The organism is Bacteroides sp. AF29-11, assembly GCF_003602895.1.
Lineage (GTDB): Bacteria > Bacteroidota > Bacteroidia > Bacteroidales > Bacteroidaceae > Bacteroides > Bacteroides uniformis.
The window spans coordinates 57,929-74,397 of sequence record NZ_QTLY01000003.1 but is presented as its reverse complement, the minus strand read 5'-3'; the positions used below and the strand labels follow the sequence as shown (position 1 = coordinate 74,397).

Here is a 16,469-nt window from a genome sequence, read left to right as displayed (position 1 = left end):
CAATCATATACTTACCACCATTTGCCCCTCATGAAGCATCGGCTTTTTGAGGGGTGTTTTGTAGCATTGAGACTTTCGGTGAGGAATGTGTTAGTCCCAATAATAGTTTATTCCCCTTTTATTATGTTTTCCAATAAATTCTCGTATTAATGAAACTTAAATCTGTCAGTGGTAAATGAGCGGTTGATTGGTGGTGGTTAAGCACCTATTTAGCACTCATAAACATCCCTATACTTTTGCGGCATCAACTTTAATACGAAGAAAATGGCTTATAAAGTAAATTCATTGGAGGAAATGCCGAATGCGTTGTCCTACCTGATTGAGTCCGTAGAAGTACTACAATCCAAAGTAAATGCCTTGCAACATAAGCAGGCAAGTAATTCACCTAAGTGGATGGATATAGATGAGCTTTGTACTTATCTGCCATCACATCCAGCCAAACAGACAGTTTATGGATGGGTATCTACCAAACAGATTCCCGTACATAAAATAAATAAGGCTTTGGCTTTCCTGCAATCGGAGATTGACGATTGGTTGAAGAACAAATCGCACAAGACCCAAGATGACTTAATGGAAGAAGCCAGACGATTTGTCGAATCTAAAAAGATTATCAGATGATGGAAACGACAGATTATTGCTTTTCGTTCTTTCGTAAGCCCATCCAAAACATCGAACCGATAAGGGCGGTAGGCATTGTGGATGTGTATCGCTATATCATCGGGCATTATGCGCAACCACAAACTGAATCCCTGCGTTTGATGCTATCTTCTTCCGAATCCAAAAGATACAAAGCCATCCATTTCGACTATTGTACTTTTTCGGGATTATTCCGCAAACGGAATGGGAAGGAACTGATTATGCACTCAGGATTGATGTGTCTGGATTTTGACCATGTGGAGAATATCGTGGAGCTAAAACAGCAATTACTCAATCATGAGTATTTTGATACGGAACTGTTATTTGTCAGCCCATCCGGTAGTGGCTTGAAGTGGATAATACCTGTTGACTTGAAAGGCTGGGAACATTCTCGGTACTTCAAGGCTGTTGCCAACTGTATCAAAGCAACAGGCTTGCCATCAGTGGATATGTCCGGCAGTGATGTGGCTCGTTCATGCCTCCTTCCATACGACCCACAAGCATATATTAACCCTAAATACAAAGATGATGTCGAAGAAAATATTTTCCGCCCAAGATTGGGAGAATGTCCCTTCTGAAATACAACAAGCACATACACCAAGTATTACCCCTATATATGATAAGGTAGAGGAAGATGTGGAAAGTGTTGTTCGGGAGATAGAACGGCGTGCCATTGATATAGCCTCTAATTATAAAGATTGGGTAGAGTTGGGCTTTGCACTTGTAGATGGATTGGGAGAGAACGGACGGGAGTATTATCACCGCATTAGCAGGTTTTACCCTACCTATCAAAGGGAAGAAACGGATAAACAATATACGCATTGTCTGCACTCCAAAGGGCAAGGCATTACTATCCGTTCTTTCTTCCATTTGGCAAATCAAGCCGGAATCTTATTGGCTTCGTTCAATAAAGAGCGTTTATCCATTTTGCCAAATATTCAAAATGGTAAAACGGGTAAATGGATAAAATCAGAGGAAGAACTTCCTGCATTTCCTGAATGTGTGTTTGAACACCTTCCTCCTTTTCTAAATGAGGTTGTCAATAACTCCATTTCGGTAGATGACCGTGATACAATATTGATTGGGGCTATTGTATGTTTGTCGGTATGCTTTCATAATGTTTGTGGAGTGTACGATGAGCGTATTGTTTATCCGAATCTGTATCTATTTGTAGTGGCAGATGCCGGTATGGGAAAAGGAGCATTGACCTTATGCCGAGAATTGGTAGCTCCCATTAACCGTAATTTGCATGAACTTTCAAAGCGGATGGAACAGGAATACAAAGAAGCGATGAGCACTTATATCAAAGGTAAGAAAACAGATGGAATGACTATGCCAACAGAACCGCCCATGCGTATGCTCGTCATTCCTGCCAATAGCAGCGCAAGCTCTTTCTTGAAGATATTGGGAGATAATGACGGTATCGGACTGTTATTTGAATCGGAGGGTGACACGTTAAGTCAGACTTTGAAGTCGGACTATGGTAACTATTCCGATGTGTTGCGAAAAGCATTTCACCATGAGTTGGTCAGTTTGAGCCGGCGTAAGGACAGGGAGTATTGCGAAGTAGCTAATCCGAGAGTGTCAGTCGCTTTGGCTGGAACTCCTGAACAGGTAAGAAGATTGATACCTGATGCAGAGAACGGATTGATGAGTTGCTTTTGTTTCTATATTATCCGCTTCAAACGAGGTATAAGAAACGTGTTTGCCACAAATGATATTTCCCAATCCAAGAATGCCATGTTCAAACTATTGGGAGATAAATTCTGTCATTTGCATGAGGAATTTGTACGGCAGGGTAATTATTCCTTTTCTCTTCCCTCTGATTTGCAGGAACAGTTTATTGAATATCTCAGTCGTGTGAATGAGGAATGTTGTGACGAAGTAGATAACAAGATGCAAGGTGTAGTCAGACGGATGGGACTGATTGCTTATCGTATAATGATGGTGTTGACCGCTGTCCGGCATTTGGAGAATGTACATCGTAATTCTTCCTCACTTGACGAGGTAGAGCAATTGGTTTGCCATGAGTATGACTATTCTATAGCCATGAGTATTTGCGAAACCTTACTTTATCATGCCGTATTCATTTATCAGAATTTGTCAGGAAATCAGTCCAAACAATTCAATTCCGCTTCGCAAGAGATTGGTGTTTATGCACGAAGGAATACCCTTTATAATATGTTACCCGATACTTTCACAAAGAAGGATTATGATGCACTGGTTTCATCTTTGGGCGAAAATGGAAGTACGGCAAACAAGTGGATAGAAGCCTTTATTAAAGATGGTAAGCTATGCCGGATAGAGCAGGGGAAATATAGGAAGATTTTTTGAGTGGCAAGTTTGTGTTTTAGTGTCACTAAAACCTATGCGGTAAACGGATGGAACTGCCACTCTCAAAAGATCAATTTGTGAACATGAAAGTTAAGATAAATATGAAGGAGAAGAAACTTGGCGGTCGCCCTAAGTTGGCGAGTTATCAGAAACGCACGAAATGTTTTCGGGTAATGTTTACCGAGAACGACTATATCTATATCCAATCCAAAGCGGAACAAGCAGGATTGTCTGTCAATGAATTTTGCCATCAGGCAGCAATGGATTGTCTGGTCTGTCAGCGTATCAGTCCGGAAATGGTATCGGCAATCCGTGACCTTTCCGGTATCGCTAATAACGTCAATCAGATTGCACATCAGATGCACATCTATGGATTGGAAACAGTCAAACAACAGTGTTTTTCGATTATCTCGGAAGTTAGTAGAATTATCACCCAAGTAAAGAATACCTGTCATGATAGCAAAGATTAAAACAAGAGTTGATTTCGGAGGTATTGTAAACTATGCCAACGACCAAAAGGACAAGAAGAAATGCGCTACACTTTTAGCGCACGAAGGAGTATGTGCTATTAGCAATAAGTTGATTGCCGATTCTTTTTACCTTCAAGCATCCATACGCCCGAAAGTAAAGAGTCCTGTGAAGCACGTATCACTTGCTTTCTCTTCGCAAGATATTAGCCGTTTTCCTGATAATGAAGAAGGGAATGCGCTGATGGTAGAGATTGCTAAGAAATGGATGGAACAAATGGGGATTCGCAATACTCAATATATTATAGCCCGACATCACGACACGAAACATCCTCATTGTCATTTAGTATTTAACCGGATAAACAATGATGGCAATCTCATTTCTGACAGCAATGAAAGAATACATAATACGAAAGTATGTCGGGCTTTGACTAAAGAATATGAACTGTACTTTGCTCCTAAGAATAGTAAAGCCAGAAACAAGAGTCGTTTGCGCCCTTATCAATTACGGAAGTATAATCTACGTTCTGCAACTCTTGATGCACTGGCTGTATCTTGTTCATGGGATGATTTTCTTGGCCTTCTCAAAGGTCTGGGTATAGATATGCGCTTTAATCATACAGATAACTCTGATAAAATTCGTGGCATATCATTCTGTCAAAATGAGTATAGTATAGCAGGTTCTAAACTTGACCGTGATTTGAGTTTTAATCGCCTTTGCGTTACGTTGGGCAATGTGGCAGCGGAACTGGTTGTTCAACCTCATCAAGCCATAACTTCCGGTGGAGGTGGAGGAACAAGTAATGAACAGGGATGGCGAGACGACAAAGACAAGGATAACCAAAGACACGAACCTTTTTATAAACCCTCAAAACGTAGAAGATAATGAAAGAAGATGTAGTAGCAGCAAATCTGGTAAATTTGCGCCAAAGTATCAACGAGCTTAAAGAGTGTATTGAAAAACAGAATACTACAGTTCCTAAACCAGAGCAATCTGTAAAAGTGGACTTTGATGAAAAGACCATTTATAATGGAGTCGCCAAAAGTTTCTGTGCTTGCTGGAATGAAGCCTTGTCTGTGGTAAAGCGACATGTTTGGAAACAGCAACCGGACACTTTACCATTTTCGCTGTGGTTTCCGAAACTCATTGAATTATTCAAGCAAAAGTCTAAATTTCTTGAATATCTTTATCGACACGTTTGCGATTACAACCTCAATCGTATGGCTATCGAGGCAAATACCGAAAGCATATTAAAACGGCAGGATGAGATATTTGCCAAAATTAATGAGTTGAAAATTCCAGTAACGGTTATTCCACCCAATATCAATGGGATGTTTATACGTGGCTATCATATAAAGTTCCGATATGTTGTAGCCTTTATTGTCATTATTGTTACGTGGGCTGTTGTAGCATCGGTTAGTAGCATGAAGCATTGAGAAGAAGCCTTTGCGTATTATTCGATGTATCGGGCGGTGAAAGAACAATATCAGCATTTACAGGAAATGACTTATGAAAAATCTCAAATTAGAACCAAGTAAAGCATCTTCACTCTATGATTATTATTAGTCTTTTTGTGTGATGCATTCGGTTCTGAACCATAAGGCAATCATTATTTTCTACGGTTTGGTAAGTTTTGATTTTTCTATTTTGGGGAAACATGTATTATTTAGGAAAAGAAAAAATGAATAGTTTTGCCTATTTTGTGTGAATTTTATAACTTTGCGCTCAGGCAAAAAATAAGCATGTATTTATGATACGATTACTCCTAACTACTATAATGTCTTTTTCCTTGTTTGGCTGTCAACCAGGAAAGATAGACCAGATAATAATTGGGATGTTTGCAAATGCACAGGAATCACCAGAGGCAAAACAAACAATCTTAACGCAAAATGCAACAGAATCCGTAAGCATCAGCCAACAAAATTATCAAGGTTTGGAGGTTCCGGCCTATTCTGACAACGATTTTATCCTAAAGAGGACTACTTATACTACCTCATATGACAAGGTGAATAAAATTCCGAAGTGGGTGGCTTGGCATTTAATTTCAGACCACACAAATGGTGATCAGAGGAGATTGTCAAACTTTATTGTAGATGATGAGGTGCCTGCGCCACGAGCAGAACTTGTTGATTACAAAGGTTCTGGTTATGACCGTGGTCACATGTGTCCCGCAGGTGACAACAAATGGGGATTTGAGCCAATGAAGGAGTCGTTTTTCCTTACAAATATATGTCCACAGGATCATAATCTTAACTGTGGTGATTGGAATGAGTTGGAGATCGCTTGCCGTAATTGGGCTAACAAGTATGGTGACATCTACATTGTTGCAGGCCCCATTTTGTATAAGGGTAAGCACGAAACGATTGGTCCTAACAACGTGACTGTTCCTGAAGGATTCTTCAAGGTGGTTCTGTGCATGAATGGCACGCCAAAAGCTATTGGCTTTATCTACAAAAATCATCCATGCAACAATCCACAGTCAAGTTATGTTAATAGCGTTGACCAAGTTGAACGTATCACAGGTTTTGACTTCTTCTATAATTTACCAGACGATATAGAAGAAAAGGTTGAGTCCAACGCTAATCTTTCAGATTGGTAGTTTTCTTTGACTTAGCCTGTTTATTATAGTATTTATTGTTGATTTTATTTACTAACGTCATATGGATGTAGAAATCCAATACGATGGCAACAATGCAAATTGCCACATAAATCCATTGTTCATACAAACCATAATATACAGATGCCATAAGTAATATCAACGATATAATTGCTGTAGTCGCTGATACTATATGCATTATAAAATTATTAGAAACCATTTTGAATGTCGTTTTTCTTTTTTGCTGCAAAAATGCTATCTGCAATTTCTTTCTGACGAACAGCTTTTTGTTCTTCTTGTTGTTTTAGTAATGCTTTCCGTGCTTGTTCTTGCTTCTTCTTTTTCTGTTCTTTTGCGACTCTTGCAGCTTCTCTACGTGCTAATCTTTCTTGTTCGATTAAAGGTATGACGGAATGAGCATTATATATTATGACGCCTATGAAGCGTTGAGACTCGTTGTAATACGAATAATATGTATCATCATCACCATTCCCATTAAATTCACGTATCGAGGTCACTATAATATGTTTATCATCAAACAACCACTTTGCTATATAATTAACCGAATCTTTTGAGGTCTCTATAGGATTTCCAAATTTCTTTCTAATTGCCTTAGATAACTTTTCCGCCTTAAAGCATCCGTCTTCAGAACTACTCTCCGAGTCACGTAACACAACGCCTTGTAACCTTTTTTTATGAAAATACCATCTAATATAAAATTCACTCCATCAAGCAATTCGTACTTCTTGAATTCATTATCATAAACCTCTGGATACATATATGAATACCGGTAGTAATCATTGTCATATTCGTTCTTGTTCATATCATAGAATGTTTTAGCAAGCGATCCGACACGAAAATCAAGATACAAATTCTCGGCATTTTGACTCGCAATTCTATTATACAGATTATATATCTCTGTAGATGGATGGATTTTACATTCGTTTAATTGGTTTACTAAAATAAATGCTATGTATTTATCGCAATCTTTTTCTATTCTTAGACAGATACTCTGTATTATACAATTTTTCCAACCAAGTCCTTTCGCCTTTGAACCAGCGCACATGTGTAATTGGTAAACATAGAAGAAGGAAGGCAAATCCGCCATATACTATCCACAAATACATGTAAAGCACAGCATGTGTGCTCGAACTTTTATATATAGATTTGGCAATTATTCCTATTCCGTACAATAGAAACAACATGAGAAGAATTTCCCAAGTCCAATATAATATGATGGCTATTATAACTATGGCTATAACATATTGCATAAATTTACATCTTTAAGAGTTCAAGCGTCTGCGATAGTTTTCTAATATACGTTTCTTTGCTATCTCAATCGGAAGTCCTTTAATTTCAACGCCATTTATTTTCTCCAACTTATAGATGATTGACATGAGCTTACGGTAGATTGATGGTAGTTTCACCTTGTCTGTCGTATTGTCAATCTCAGTAATAAGATGCTCAACTTCGGCTACAGCAACCTTTACATCAATATCGTTAGACGAAGGAGCCGATTGAAAAGGAGTTGGTGTAGATGGGGGTGAAATTGGAACAGGCTGCGTAGGTCGTGTTGCATTCGTGTTTGGTTGTGGAGTAGAAGCCTTCTTTCGTGACATGAAGAACCAATATAATCCAGCAATTACTGCAACCAATGCAGCTGTTATGAAGTTGCTTGAAAGTAGCAACGAAAGAATTACAGACACAACAATGAACACAAGGCAACCCTGTTTTGAGAATCCAAATGTTGTCTGAGTAGTGGCACTGGTTGGAGGATTTGTTCCAGTAGTTGAAGAACTATTTGATTTTGATCCTCCACCCACTTTTTGACGGTAATAAAGCCCCGTGCCTAGAATGCCTCCAGATACATAAGTTCCACGCTTGCCAATGTTCACCTTTGCTCCTTTAGATCCCATTGATATGCTTGGTCCATTTTTGCTCCAGTTAATTCGTACACCTGGAAGAATTTTAGTGCTTCTACGCCAATATAAACCCATTCTCTTTCGCGAATTTTGCTTGCAAAATTAAAATTTATACTCTAAAAGCAAAAATTTTGGTACTGATACACATATCTACACTGGAAAATCATAGAAAGGCTGGAGTCGGGAAATCCCCGAACCAGTCTTTTTCTATTTTATTAACGTTTTTATCTCCATTTTCGATTTGCTATTTCAAACTTATTCCGTACCTTAGAGCAAATTAAAATATAAATCTTATGGAATTAAAAATTGGAGATGTTGTATACTTAAATTCTGAACCGAACGTGAAAATGACAGTGGTATATATTGAAAATGGATATATACAAGCTGTCTTTTATAGTTCTTTAAATAATAAATTTGAGTACTCTGTAAAACTACCTATTAAAGCGGTTACGAAAGTTTCATAATCGTTGTACGCTTAAAAATAGGCAATCTAAGGAAATAGATGGTGGCAGTTTCAGACACCATCTTTCCATTTAAATCTTCACTCGGAGCATAAGGCTCTCGAACTACTTTCTTTTCAATTAATGCTTTCATACTTCTATAAATTTTAATTATAAAAGTATAACGTATTCTTTCCATAGCATCTTTCACAATCTTTAACTCAAATTCGAGTTACTCCGTCCTCAATTTTTCGTTATACGCAAGGAGGTTATCAGATTTTTATCAAGATTTTCTCCGTGGACTCATTGTTGAACCAATCAATCTTTGTAAATTGTAACATCATTAAAATTTGGAGGACAGCCTTATGAAAGACCCATTCAAACTTAATGCTAAATCAATCATGGCTCTTTACGAATTATTTCCTACGGAAGAAGCCTGTATTAAACATCTTGAAGCCATTAATTGGCATGGAAAACCTGTTTCACCATTTGACAAGACCTCTAAAGTTTATAAACTGAAAAGTGGCAAATATCGCTGTAAGAATACAGGCAAGAACTTTACCGTTCGCACAGGTACGATGTTTGAAAAGACAAAGATAAGTTTGCGTAAATGGTTTATTGCCATTTGGCTTGTTACCAATCACAAAATAGGTCTTTCTTCCTACCAACTCGCAAATGATATAGAAGTAACGCAAAAGACAGCATGGTATATGTTGCATAAAATACGTCATGCAATGCGCCTCGCCAATGAGAACTTCTTAGAAGAAGCAGTTGAAATAGACGAAACCCTTGTTGGCGGAAGAAACGGCAATCGTCATTGGGATAAGAAAGTGCCTCATTCACAAGGACGCTCCCACAAAGATAAAGCACCAGTCGTTGGGATGATACAACGTGAAAATTTGATGAATGCCAGAGTTACTCCTGATACAAAATCCGATACCCTGTCTGCATTCATTAAAGAATACATACACCCCAATGCAATCATATATACAGATGAGAATGATGCCTACAATCAAATAGGCTTTACTTATACCCGTTTCTACGTTGACCATAGTAAGAAATTATACAGCTATGAACATATAACAACCAATAGAATAGAGGGAGCTTGGACGCATTTCAAGCGTATGGTCAAAGGCACATACAGAACTCTGCTCAAAAAGTATTTGCAGAAATATGTTGATGAGTTCGTGTATAGGTATAATCTGAGGGACATCAGCAATTCAGACCGATTTAACTGTTTCCTCTGCTGCGCTGACACACGTTATACATACAAGCAAATCAGAAAATCAGCGGCTTAAGATGAAAAGAAGAAAAGAACCAACAGAATTTAAACTTGGAACAATCGTCGTTCCCTTCATCGAAATGTTCGATGAAGCAGTAGCCATAAGGACTGAAGGTGTGCAACTAATCATTGACACGTATTTCAACGACTTGTCTATTGGGGATATTCCACAGCAATATGTGTTCACTTGGGACTGGCTCGGCAAAGGTTACAAGTTTACCGTATTAAACCACCTCTATAAGTCGTCAAAAGCGAAAACAAAACGTGGATTTAAGAAGTTACTCGCAGAGGCATTGCCATTGCTTATAGACTCTAAAAATGGACTAATAAAAAAGCCGGAACTTAGTCCGGCTAATTTAGGGGGATTTAATTCAATTTTAAAACAACTTTAGTTCTTGATAGGAACGACAGAGGATATTATATATGTTTTTGGGAAAATAAGGTTGATACCCTCTTTTTCATAGTCCTTAATGGTATTTTTAGAAGCCACCCCATGATTTTGAGTATAGAGGCTTAATTTGTTTTTACAAAATACAGTAACCTTTTCTTGGTCTCTACTGTTTTTGACAACACCGTCATATAGATACCCCTCTGAAACGGAGCCACGCACGTATTTTACTTCTGCATTTACTATACTTGAATCAAATCTGACATATACAGTATATGATTTCCCTAATTTGTCATAACTGACTTCAAATTCATCAAGTTTAACGACACCTGCCATATCATTTTTAAGATAGGCTTCCTTATAGGAACAAAATTTGACACTGGAACTTTCATAACAACCTAAAGAATCGGTTATTGATTCTTGTGCATTTGACACCACTGCAATCAGCAGTAACGTGAACAGAACGAAATACTTTTTCATAATGGCGAAATTTTCGAGTTTTTCTCAGACAGCCAGTGAGAAATTACGTTATATAAAGAAAGTGGGACTGCCACCTGTGCATACTCGAAAGCATCGCCAAACGCTTGTACAAACACACAGATGAGCAGCCCACTTGATATAGGTTGCCCTCTGTGCCTTGTTTGTACTTTTGTTGAATTGGCGATTCTTCGAGTATCAAGGCACTTTCCTTGTAAATTACCAACAATGTCATTGCCTCGAAAGGCTGTGGCAAAGATAGTTGATTTTATCCAAATGAAAAGAATAAGAGCCGTTTATTCTATGCTAAAATGGCATTAAAGGGGAAATTCAAATGTCAGTTCATAACTTTCTCCATCAAGCCACGGGGAAGCAATAATCTCCACTTTGTTAGAATATCTATTTACCTGAATAGGGAAGCCATCGTCATTTTGAATTTCCGGATAATTTTCTGTTTCCAAAAATCCATTAGTACATTCAGTGTCACTTATCAAATCAAAACTTACCCATCGAAGTTTATCTGGTTCTCTATTTGGCTCAATCGGTAATGGGTCTTGCGACAAATCAATCGCAAACCGTTTTACTCCATTGCTTACCGTAAATTCAACCCTTTCAGCTCGTGACTGAATATTATAGTCATAGGCTTCACCCCAATATGTCCCATCAACCAAGTCTTTATCGGCTTCTTTTTGATTCACCGTAATCGTACGAGTCATTCCGCCACCGGAAATAGCTATAGAAGAACTTCTTGAATTTCCTGTGTTTTCTTCAGCAGCAACAGTAACAGTTCTATTTCCACTCCCACTATCGGGAGTTACTGTAATAAAATCCTTTTGCATAATACTCAATATTACTATCTATTTAAATCAACTTTTGTTATCCACAAGTAATTATCGGTGCCAAACTTGAAATCTTCTTTATGGATAGATTGGGTACGTTCAAGCAAGGCTTGTTCGGTCATACCGTTTACAAAGTTATGCCCGATGTTCAGTACAAGAGTAGTGATGTCTTGTGCATCACGGACTTCGTTATATCGACATTCACGTGTCTTTAGGTGTACATCATTCACAAGGAATACACGATGTTCATCTAATACGTCAAGGATAAGAACCTTACAATTACAATTCATAACAAGCCCTTGACAAGTCTTCAAAATGTTTTCATCCAATTTCATATTCAGTAATTTTAATGATTGATACTGAATATATAACGTAATTGTAAAGAAGTCGTATAGTTCATTAAATTTTGGCACAGGATTTGTAATAACATAAGTAGCGGAAGTTTAAAACTTTTGTATCCAATTTGGCTCATCTACTAAGCCAACAAGTCCGTGAGGATATGTAGACAGGCTTTTATAGACTTCTTCCCCTGTAACCTGAAGATACGAGATTTTTATAATTGTTTCTATTTTACAAAAAAAAAAAAAACAATGACAGCTTACGATTTAAAGAACATTGCATCTGCAGGTGGAAATATTGTCGTTAGTGCAAAAGATTTTTCAGCGTATGATTTAAAGAATATTGCTGAAAACGGAGTAGCAACAAAGGCAAAGCTAACCATCAAAAACGCAGGTGGATTATCTGGATATGATTGCAAAAATATTGCATCAGCCAATCCAGGGAATGTAACATTTGATTTTAGCGAATAAATCCCAAACCTATTGGGAGTAGGAATGGGATTTATTCAAGTGTATAACGGCAACCTGAAACATGTTGCCACTAAAGACAGAAAGGAGGTATTTATGAGTCCTTATGCTAATTTGAGAGGTAACTCTCCAGTCGTTGGCTATGAGATTGAGGCTACACGTATAACCGTGTGGTTTAAAGGCGGCAAACCATATTCTTATAGCTACAACAAAGCAGGAAGGGAAAACGTGGAAGAAATGAAACGTCTTGCAAAGAGTGGTGCAGGCTTAAGTGCATATATTACACGCAACGTTCGTTTTCTTTACGATTAAACTAACTGCTTTTTAGGATGACGCCCTGACAGAGTTACTGCTTTGTCAGGGCTAATTTTATGCCATAATGTCATTCCTTTCTGTAAAACAGCGCAAATATAATAACTTCTATAATACAAACAAAGAATATTATCTTTGGTTCGAGGATTTCCCGACTCCAGCCTTTCTATGATTTTCCAGTGTAGATATGTGTATCAGTACCAAAATTTTTAATGGAAAATACGTATAAATCTTGTTGCTTTGAGGAAAAGTAATTACTTTTACCTCAAAAAAGTATAACTTATAGCAGATTATGACAACATTAAGCAATGAAGCTTTTGCTGTAATGGCAGCCTGTGAACGAACAAAACAACCTTTCGGTATAACAGTCGATAAGATTTGTTCCGGTCAATACAAGTTCGTGTGGGCTTTCAAGATTGACAAAGAGAAAGCACAACGAGAAGGCTATGGCAGAACTAAAGTCAAGGGCAATATAATTTTGGATACAGAATATCCAGGATGCCCTTATTGTGGTGAAAAACGACATATCGTTTGCTCATCATGCAACAAGTTCTTCTGCTACCATGGACAGGAACATGTTACATGCCCCAATTGTGGAACGAGTGGAAATGTGGTATCAGTAGAACAGGTTGACTTAAAAGGTGGAGATTATTAAAATTGAAATATGATGGCAGATTTGACAAAAGGAACAAGAATCTCTCTCACGAATGGAGGTTGTGTAACCATCATCAAGGAATTAGGTAGAGGGGGACAAGGTGTTGTCTATCTCGTAGATTTGAATGGCGAACAAAAGGTTCTAAAATGGTATCTGATTGCACCAGACGAGAAGTTTTACAGAAATCTCGAAAAGAACATCATGAATGGTGCTCCTTCTGATGCATTCCTATGGCCAGAGCATTTGACAAACCGTCAACTTGGTAGCTTTGGTTATGTTATGCAACTGAGACCAAAGAATTACTATGAGTTCGGCAATTACTTGCTCGCCAAGGTTTGTTTCAAGTCTTTTACAGCAATGTTGGCTGCAGCTATGAAGATTTGTGACGGATTCATGATGCTTCATCGTTGTGGTTACAGTTATCAAGACCTAAACGATGGCAACTTCTTCATAGACCCAACCAATGGCGATGTGCTAATCTGTGATAATGACAACGTAATGCCTCAGGGCGAGAAATCTGGCATTATGGGTAAGGCTCGTTATATGGCCCCTGAGATTGTTGCTGGTGGAATTCCAGACAAGAGAAGCGACAGATTCTCGCTTTCTGTCATTCTGTTTATGCTCTTCTACGCTAACCACCCATTTGAAGGAGAACGAGTCATTGCATGTCCTTGTATGACGGAAAGCTATGAGCGTAAGTTCTATGGAAGTGAAGCCATCTTTATTTATGATCCGACAAATAATACTAATCGTCCTGTGAGAGGAATCCATCAGAATGTCATCAAACGTTGGTTTGTATTCCCATCTATCCTTCGTGAAACTTTCGAACGTGAGTTCAGTCAGGATTATCTACATAATCCAGAGAAACGAATGATTGAACAGAATTGGGAGAAGATCATTTCACGGGTTCGTGATCAATTGGTCATCTGTCCTACCTGTAAAGAAGAGACCTTTGTTGAAACCAATGGAGCCGTTGGCAAGTGTATCAACCGAGGATGCAACATTGACATTTCCAAGCGTCTGTTTATCAATAACAGATCATTGCCTCTCACAGATAAGACCGAAATCTTTATTGATAACGATAATACGCCAGATGCAATTGTTTCAAAAGATGTCAATGGCGTATTGATAATTAGGAATATCTCATCAGACAAATGGACGGTCGAAACGCCAAGTGGCAAGGTAAAGACCGTAGAATCGCAAGGTATTATGCCTGTAAAAGAAGGATTGAAAATAATGTTTAAAATCCGTGAGATTCCTTATCGAGGAGAAATAACAAATATTTAATTTTTAAACAATGGGACTTTTAGATGACGTGGTAAGTGTCCCACGCAGAACAATGACACTTTTCTTTGTAATCGACACATCAGGTAGTATGACAGGTAACAAGATTGGTGCCGTTAATGATGCTGTTGAGAACGTACTTCCTATGCTTGATGAGATCTCTGCATCCAATCCAGATGCCGAAATCAAGGTAGCAGCTCTTGAGTTTTCAAGTGGCTGTAACTGGCTTTATGACGAGCCAAAGCTTGCATCAGAGTTTGTATGGCAGGATGTAAGTGCAAGTGGTCTAACTTCACTTGGTGCTGCTTGTCAGGAGCTCAACACAAAACTCTCTCGCAATGGGTTTATGCAGACTCCAAGCGGAAGTTTTGCTCCTGCAATTATTCTCCTTTCTGATGGTGGTCCTACAGACGATTTCTATGGAGGTTTGTCAAAACTGAAGGCAAACAACTGGTTCAAGAATGCGATCAAGATAGCTATCGCCATTGGTGATGATGCAGACAAGGATGTTCTCACTCAGTTCACTGGAACGAATGAGGCAGTATTTACAGTTCACAATATTGATGCCTTAAAGCAAATCATTCGAGTTGTAGCCGTTACCTCTTCTCAGATTGGTAGCAAGAGCAGTACTACTGGCGATACCACAAAGCAGGAACAGGTTATCAAGGATGTAACCGAAGCAACCAAGGATATTGACGGAGCTCAGTCAGAGGCTACTCCTGCGAATTCTACTGATAATTACGACGATTGGGATTAAACCAAGGTTTCTTTGATGGAGAAATTAGTTCATTTTTGTCAAGGAGAAAGCCATAAAGCAACAGGTAAAGTATGTCAGGACTATGCAATGTGTAGTACTGACAATGGTATTGCAGTGGCTGTCTTGAGTGATGGACATGGTGGCAGCAGGTATTTCAGAAGTGATGTCGGTTCAAAGACAATAGTTGAATGTACTTTCAAGAAAGTAATGGGATTTGTTGAAAATATAGATTCCAGCATATTTGAGGGAAAACCATTTACAGCAGTATCGGCGTTGACTACCGAGCGCAAAGAAGAGAATCTACGAAAGAACAGTAAAGTGGATGATCAACTGAACCAGCTGTTTAAGTCAATCATATTCGGATGGAGAACTATGGTAGAACAACATGCAAAAGAAAATCCATTTACCGATGAAGAACTTAAGTTGATTACTGACCCACAAGATCTTCACTCCATAGACAAGACATATGGCTGTACATTGATGTGTTATGTCAGAACACCAATGTACTGGTTTGCTTTCCATCTCGGAGATGGGAAGTGTTTCTCTTTTGATGGAGATGGTAATTGGAAAGAACCTATCCCTTGGGATGAACGATGTTTTCTGAATAAGACAACATCCATTTGTGATACAGATGCGCTATCTGAATTCCGCTATTGCTATCAAGGCAATGGAGATTATCCCGTAGCTGTTTTCCTTGCTTCTGATGGATTGGACGACTCTTTCGGAGAGTCATACAATCAGGCGAACTTCTATATTCAGATATTGAAGCTCATTGCTAACACGTCAAACAATGATGCACAGAAAGAAATAGAAGATACGCTTCCGCAGTTAAGCAAGATTGGAAGTCAGGACGATATGTCTGTAGCTTGCCTATATGACGAAAAGGAATTAGAATTCATTCTACCTAAGCTCATACTATGGCAAAGAAGCAACGTGGAGAAACAGATAGCTGCTGTTAATGAGAAAATTCTGGTTGCAAAAGCTAAGATGTCGAAATACTCTCCTCTTAAATTTTATACAAAGAAGGAATTGATAGAGGCCCAGTATGCTCAGACAGATATTGAACGACTGTTTATTTCCAAACGAGAACTAGCTACCAAGTATAACCGATTCACAAGTGAACTCCCATCAACATCGTCTCATGCAGATTATGATGACGAAATAGGATTATATGAGTATAAGGAGGAGGAAAAGCGCCAAACTCTGACTGCTGAACAAATAAGAAAACGTTTGAGAGTTTTGAGTCATCCGATGTATAAATTCGATATATGAC

Annotated in this window: 20 protein-coding genes and 1 pseudogene; 15 read left to right on the top strand and 6 right to left on the bottom strand. The window is 38.4% G+C overall.

From position 1 onward, the window contains the following. The first annotated feature begins 264 nt into the window (after window positions 1–264). From mads1 to DWZ03_RS05715, 7 genes and pseudogenes are all read left to right on the top strand, one after another. Window positions 265–618, top strand: a complete 354-nt coding sequence (gene mads1, locus DWZ03_RS05745; protein ID WP_120129209.1) for a methylation-associated defense system helix-turn-helix domain-containing protein MAD1 — start codon at window positions 265–267, stop codon at window positions 616–618. Beyond that, window positions 615–1,214 (top strand): BT4734/BF3469 family protein, encoded by a 600-nt coding sequence (locus tag DWZ03_RS05740; protein WP_120129205.1) that lies wholly within the window; start codon window positions 615–617, stop codon window positions 1,212–1,214. The genes mads1 and DWZ03_RS05740 overlap by 4 nt, the downstream gene beginning before the upstream one ends. After that, window positions 1,165–2,970: a DUF3987 domain-containing protein gene (locus DWZ03_RS05735; protein WP_120129202.1), complete on the top strand. Its 1,806-nt coding sequence runs from the start codon at window positions 1,165–1,167 to the stop codon at window positions 2,968–2,970. Before DWZ03_RS05740 ends, DWZ03_RS05735 begins: the two co-directional genes overlap by 50 nt. A gap of 101 nt (window positions 2,971–3,071) precedes the next feature. Continuing rightward, window positions 3,072–3,440, top strand: coding sequence for a MobC family plasmid mobilization relaxosome protein (locus DWZ03_RS05730; protein WP_120129467.1), 369 nt, complete (start codon window positions 3,072–3,074; stop codon window positions 3,438–3,440). Further along, window positions 3,424–4,323, top strand: coding sequence for a relaxase/mobilization nuclease domain-containing protein (locus tag DWZ03_RS05725; protein ID WP_120129200.1), 900 nt, complete (start codon window positions 3,424–3,426; stop codon window positions 4,321–4,323). The genes DWZ03_RS05730 and DWZ03_RS05725 overlap by 17 nt, the downstream gene beginning before the upstream one ends. Beyond that, window positions 4,323–4,976, top strand: a pseudogene (locus DWZ03_RS05720) (hypothetical protein). The gene DWZ03_RS05725 and the pseudogene DWZ03_RS05720 overlap by 1 nt, the downstream one beginning before the upstream one ends. Window positions 4,977–5,215: 239 nt before the next feature. Continuing rightward, complete coding sequence (locus tag DWZ03_RS05715; RefSeq protein ID WP_120129464.1) at window positions 5,216–6,037, top strand: DNA/RNA non-specific endonuclease; 822 nt, start codon at window positions 5,216–5,218, stop codon at window positions 6,035–6,037. Between the two features lie 206 nt (window positions 6,038–6,243). On the opposite strand, the gene DWZ03_RS05705 is transcribed toward DWZ03_RS05715, so the two are convergent. From DWZ03_RS05705 to DWZ03_RS19955, 3 genes are all read right to left on the bottom strand, one after another. Next, on the bottom strand, window positions 6,244–6,708 hold the full coding sequence (locus tag DWZ03_RS05705) for a hypothetical protein (RefSeq protein ID WP_133303152.1): 465 nt from the start codon (window positions 6,706–6,708) through the stop codon (window positions 6,244–6,246). Between the two features lie 609 nt (window positions 6,709–7,317). After that, the gene (locus tag DWZ03_RS05695) at window positions 7,318–8,031 is read right to left on the bottom strand and encodes a DUF4236 domain-containing protein (RefSeq protein WP_120129189.1); all 714 of its coding nucleotides are present in this window, start codon (window positions 8,029–8,031) and stop codon (window positions 7,318–7,320) included. A gap of 372 nt (window positions 8,032–8,403) precedes the next feature. Continuing rightward, window positions 8,404–8,550 (bottom strand): hypothetical protein, encoded by a 147-nt coding sequence (locus DWZ03_RS19955; protein WP_165859851.1) that lies wholly within the window; start codon window positions 8,548–8,550, stop codon window positions 8,404–8,406. A 211-nt stretch (window positions 8,551–8,761) separates the two neighbouring features. Between DWZ03_RS19955 and DWZ03_RS05685 the strand changes: the two genes are divergently transcribed. Both DWZ03_RS05685 and DWZ03_RS05680 read left to right on the top strand, forming a co-directional pair. After that, on the top strand, window positions 8,762–9,694 hold the full coding sequence (locus DWZ03_RS05685) for an IS1595 family transposase (RefSeq protein WP_120129462.1): 933 nt from the start codon (window positions 8,762–8,764) through the stop codon (window positions 9,692–9,694). Between the two features lies 1 nt (window position 9,695). After that, a complete protein-coding gene (locus DWZ03_RS05680) occupies window positions 9,696–10,070 on the top strand; it encodes a hypothetical protein (RefSeq protein ID WP_120129184.1) in 375 nt (124 codons plus the stop codon). On the opposite strand, the gene DWZ03_RS05675 is transcribed toward DWZ03_RS05680, so the two are convergent. The 3 genes from DWZ03_RS05675 to DWZ03_RS05665 all read right to left on the bottom strand — a co-directional run bounded on the left by DWZ03_RS05675 (window position 10,067) and on the right by DWZ03_RS05665 (window position 11,672). Beyond that, window positions 10,067–10,546: a hypothetical protein gene (locus DWZ03_RS05675; protein ID WP_120129181.1), complete on the bottom strand. Its 480-nt coding sequence runs from the start codon at window positions 10,544–10,546 to the stop codon at window positions 10,067–10,069. The two genes, DWZ03_RS05680 and DWZ03_RS05675, sit on opposite strands and share 4 nt — an antisense overlap. Before the next feature lie 314 nt (window positions 10,547–10,860). Then, window positions 10,861–11,382 (bottom strand): BACON domain-containing protein, encoded by a 522-nt coding sequence (locus DWZ03_RS05670; RefSeq protein WP_120129178.1) that lies wholly within the window; start codon window positions 11,380–11,382, stop codon window positions 10,861–10,863. 14 nt (window positions 11,383–11,396) lie between these two features. Beyond that, window positions 11,397–11,672, bottom strand: a complete 276-nt coding sequence (locus DWZ03_RS05665) for a hypothetical protein (protein ID WP_240058550.1) — start codon at window positions 11,670–11,672, stop codon at window positions 11,397–11,399. A gap of 300 nt (window positions 11,673–11,972) precedes the next feature. Here DWZ03_RS05665 and DWZ03_RS05660 point away from each other — a divergent pair, with 300 nt between their 5' ends. The 6 genes from DWZ03_RS05660 (at window position 11,973) to DWZ03_RS05635 (ending at window position 16,468) form a co-directional block, all read left to right on the top strand. Continuing rightward, entirely contained in the window at window positions 11,973–12,191 is a 219-nt protein-coding gene (locus tag DWZ03_RS05660; protein WP_120129173.1) for a hypothetical protein, read from the top strand. Window positions 12,192–12,215: 24 nt separating this feature from the next. Then, window positions 12,216–12,500, top strand: a complete 285-nt coding sequence (locus tag DWZ03_RS05655; protein WP_227741065.1) for a hypothetical protein — start codon at window positions 12,216–12,218, stop codon at window positions 12,498–12,500. Window positions 12,501–12,792: 292 nt separating this feature from the next. Beyond that, window positions 12,793–13,155 (top strand): TerY-C metal binding domain-containing protein, encoded by a 363-nt coding sequence (locus tag DWZ03_RS05650; protein WP_120129170.1) that lies wholly within the window; start codon window positions 12,793–12,795, stop codon window positions 13,153–13,155. A 9-nt stretch (window positions 13,156–13,164) separates the two neighbouring features. Continuing rightward, entirely contained in the window at window positions 13,165–14,442 is a 1,278-nt protein-coding gene (locus tag DWZ03_RS05645; protein WP_243634946.1) for a serine/threonine protein kinase, read from the top strand. Between the two features lie 10 nt (window positions 14,443–14,452). Next, window positions 14,453–15,196 (top strand): vWA domain-containing protein, encoded by a 744-nt coding sequence (locus DWZ03_RS05640; RefSeq protein ID WP_120129165.1) that lies wholly within the window; start codon window positions 14,453–14,455, stop codon window positions 15,194–15,196. Window positions 15,197–15,211: 15 nt separating this feature from the next. Next, window positions 15,212–16,468, top strand: a complete 1,257-nt coding sequence (locus DWZ03_RS05635) for a protein phosphatase 2C domain-containing protein (RefSeq protein WP_120129163.1) — start codon at window positions 15,212–15,214, stop codon at window positions 16,466–16,468. Window position 16,469: the final 1 nt, after the last annotated feature.

Bases quoted from the DNA above. Each gene is read 5' to 3' on its own strand.
- mads1 (WP_120129209.1), top strand. From the start codon at position 265: ATGGCTTATAAAGTAAATTCATTGGAGGAAATGCCGAATGCGTTGTCC.
- DWZ03_RS05740 (WP_120129205.1), top strand. From the start codon at position 615: ATGATGGAAACGACAGATTATTGCTTTTCGTTCTTTCGTAAGCCCATC.
- DWZ03_RS05735 (WP_120129202.1), top strand. From the start codon at position 1,165: ATGTCGAAGAAAATATTTTCCGCCCAAGATTGGGAGAATGTCCCTTCT.
- DWZ03_RS05730 (WP_120129467.1), top strand. From the start codon at position 3,072: ATGAAGGAGAAGAAACTTGGCGGTCGCCCTAAGTTGGCGAGTTATCAG.
- DWZ03_RS05725 (WP_120129200.1), top strand. From the start codon at position 3,424: ATGATAGCAAAGATTAAAACAAGAGTTGATTTCGGAGGTATTGTAAAC.
- DWZ03_RS05715 (WP_120129464.1), top strand. From the start codon at position 5,216: ATGTCTTTTTCCTTGTTTGGCTGTCAACCAGGAAAGATAGACCAGATA.
- DWZ03_RS05695 (WP_120129189.1), bottom strand. From the start codon at position 8,031: ATGGGTTTATATTGGCGTAGAAGCACTAAAATTCTTCCAGGTGTACGA.
- DWZ03_RS19955 (WP_165859851.1), bottom strand. From the start codon at position 8,550: ATGAAAGCATTAATTGAAAAGAAAGTAGTTCGAGAGCCTTATGCTCCG.
- DWZ03_RS05685 (WP_120129462.1), top strand. From the start codon at position 8,762: ATGAAAGACCCATTCAAACTTAATGCTAAATCAATCATGGCTCTTTAC.
- DWZ03_RS05680 (WP_120129184.1), top strand. From the start codon at position 9,696: ATGAAAAGAAGAAAAGAACCAACAGAATTTAAACTTGGAACAATCGTC.
- DWZ03_RS05675 (WP_120129181.1), bottom strand. From the start codon at position 10,546: ATGAAAAAGTATTTCGTTCTGTTCACGTTACTGCTGATTGCAGTGGTG.
- DWZ03_RS05670 (WP_120129178.1), bottom strand. From the start codon at position 11,382: ATGCAAAAGGATTTTATTACAGTAACTCCCGATAGTGGGAGTGGAAAT.
- DWZ03_RS05665 (WP_240058550.1), bottom strand. From the start codon at position 11,672: ATGAATTGTAATTGTAAGGTTCTTATCCTTGACGTATTAGATGAACAT.
- DWZ03_RS05660 (WP_120129173.1), top strand. From the start codon at position 11,973: ATGACAGCTTACGATTTAAAGAACATTGCATCTGCAGGTGGAAATATT.
- DWZ03_RS05655 (WP_227741065.1), top strand. From the start codon at position 12,216: ATGGGATTTATTCAAGTGTATAACGGCAACCTGAAACATGTTGCCACT.
- DWZ03_RS05650 (WP_120129170.1), top strand. From the start codon at position 12,793: ATGACAACATTAAGCAATGAAGCTTTTGCTGTAATGGCAGCCTGTGAA.
- DWZ03_RS05645 (WP_243634946.1), top strand. From the start codon at position 13,165: ATGATGGCAGATTTGACAAAAGGAACAAGAATCTCTCTCACGAATGGA.
- DWZ03_RS05640 (WP_120129165.1), top strand. From the start codon at position 14,453: ATGGGACTTTTAGATGACGTGGTAAGTGTCCCACGCAGAACAATGACA.
- DWZ03_RS05635 (WP_120129163.1), top strand. From the start codon at position 15,212: ATGGAGAAATTAGTTCATTTTTGTCAAGGAGAAAGCCATAAAGCAACA.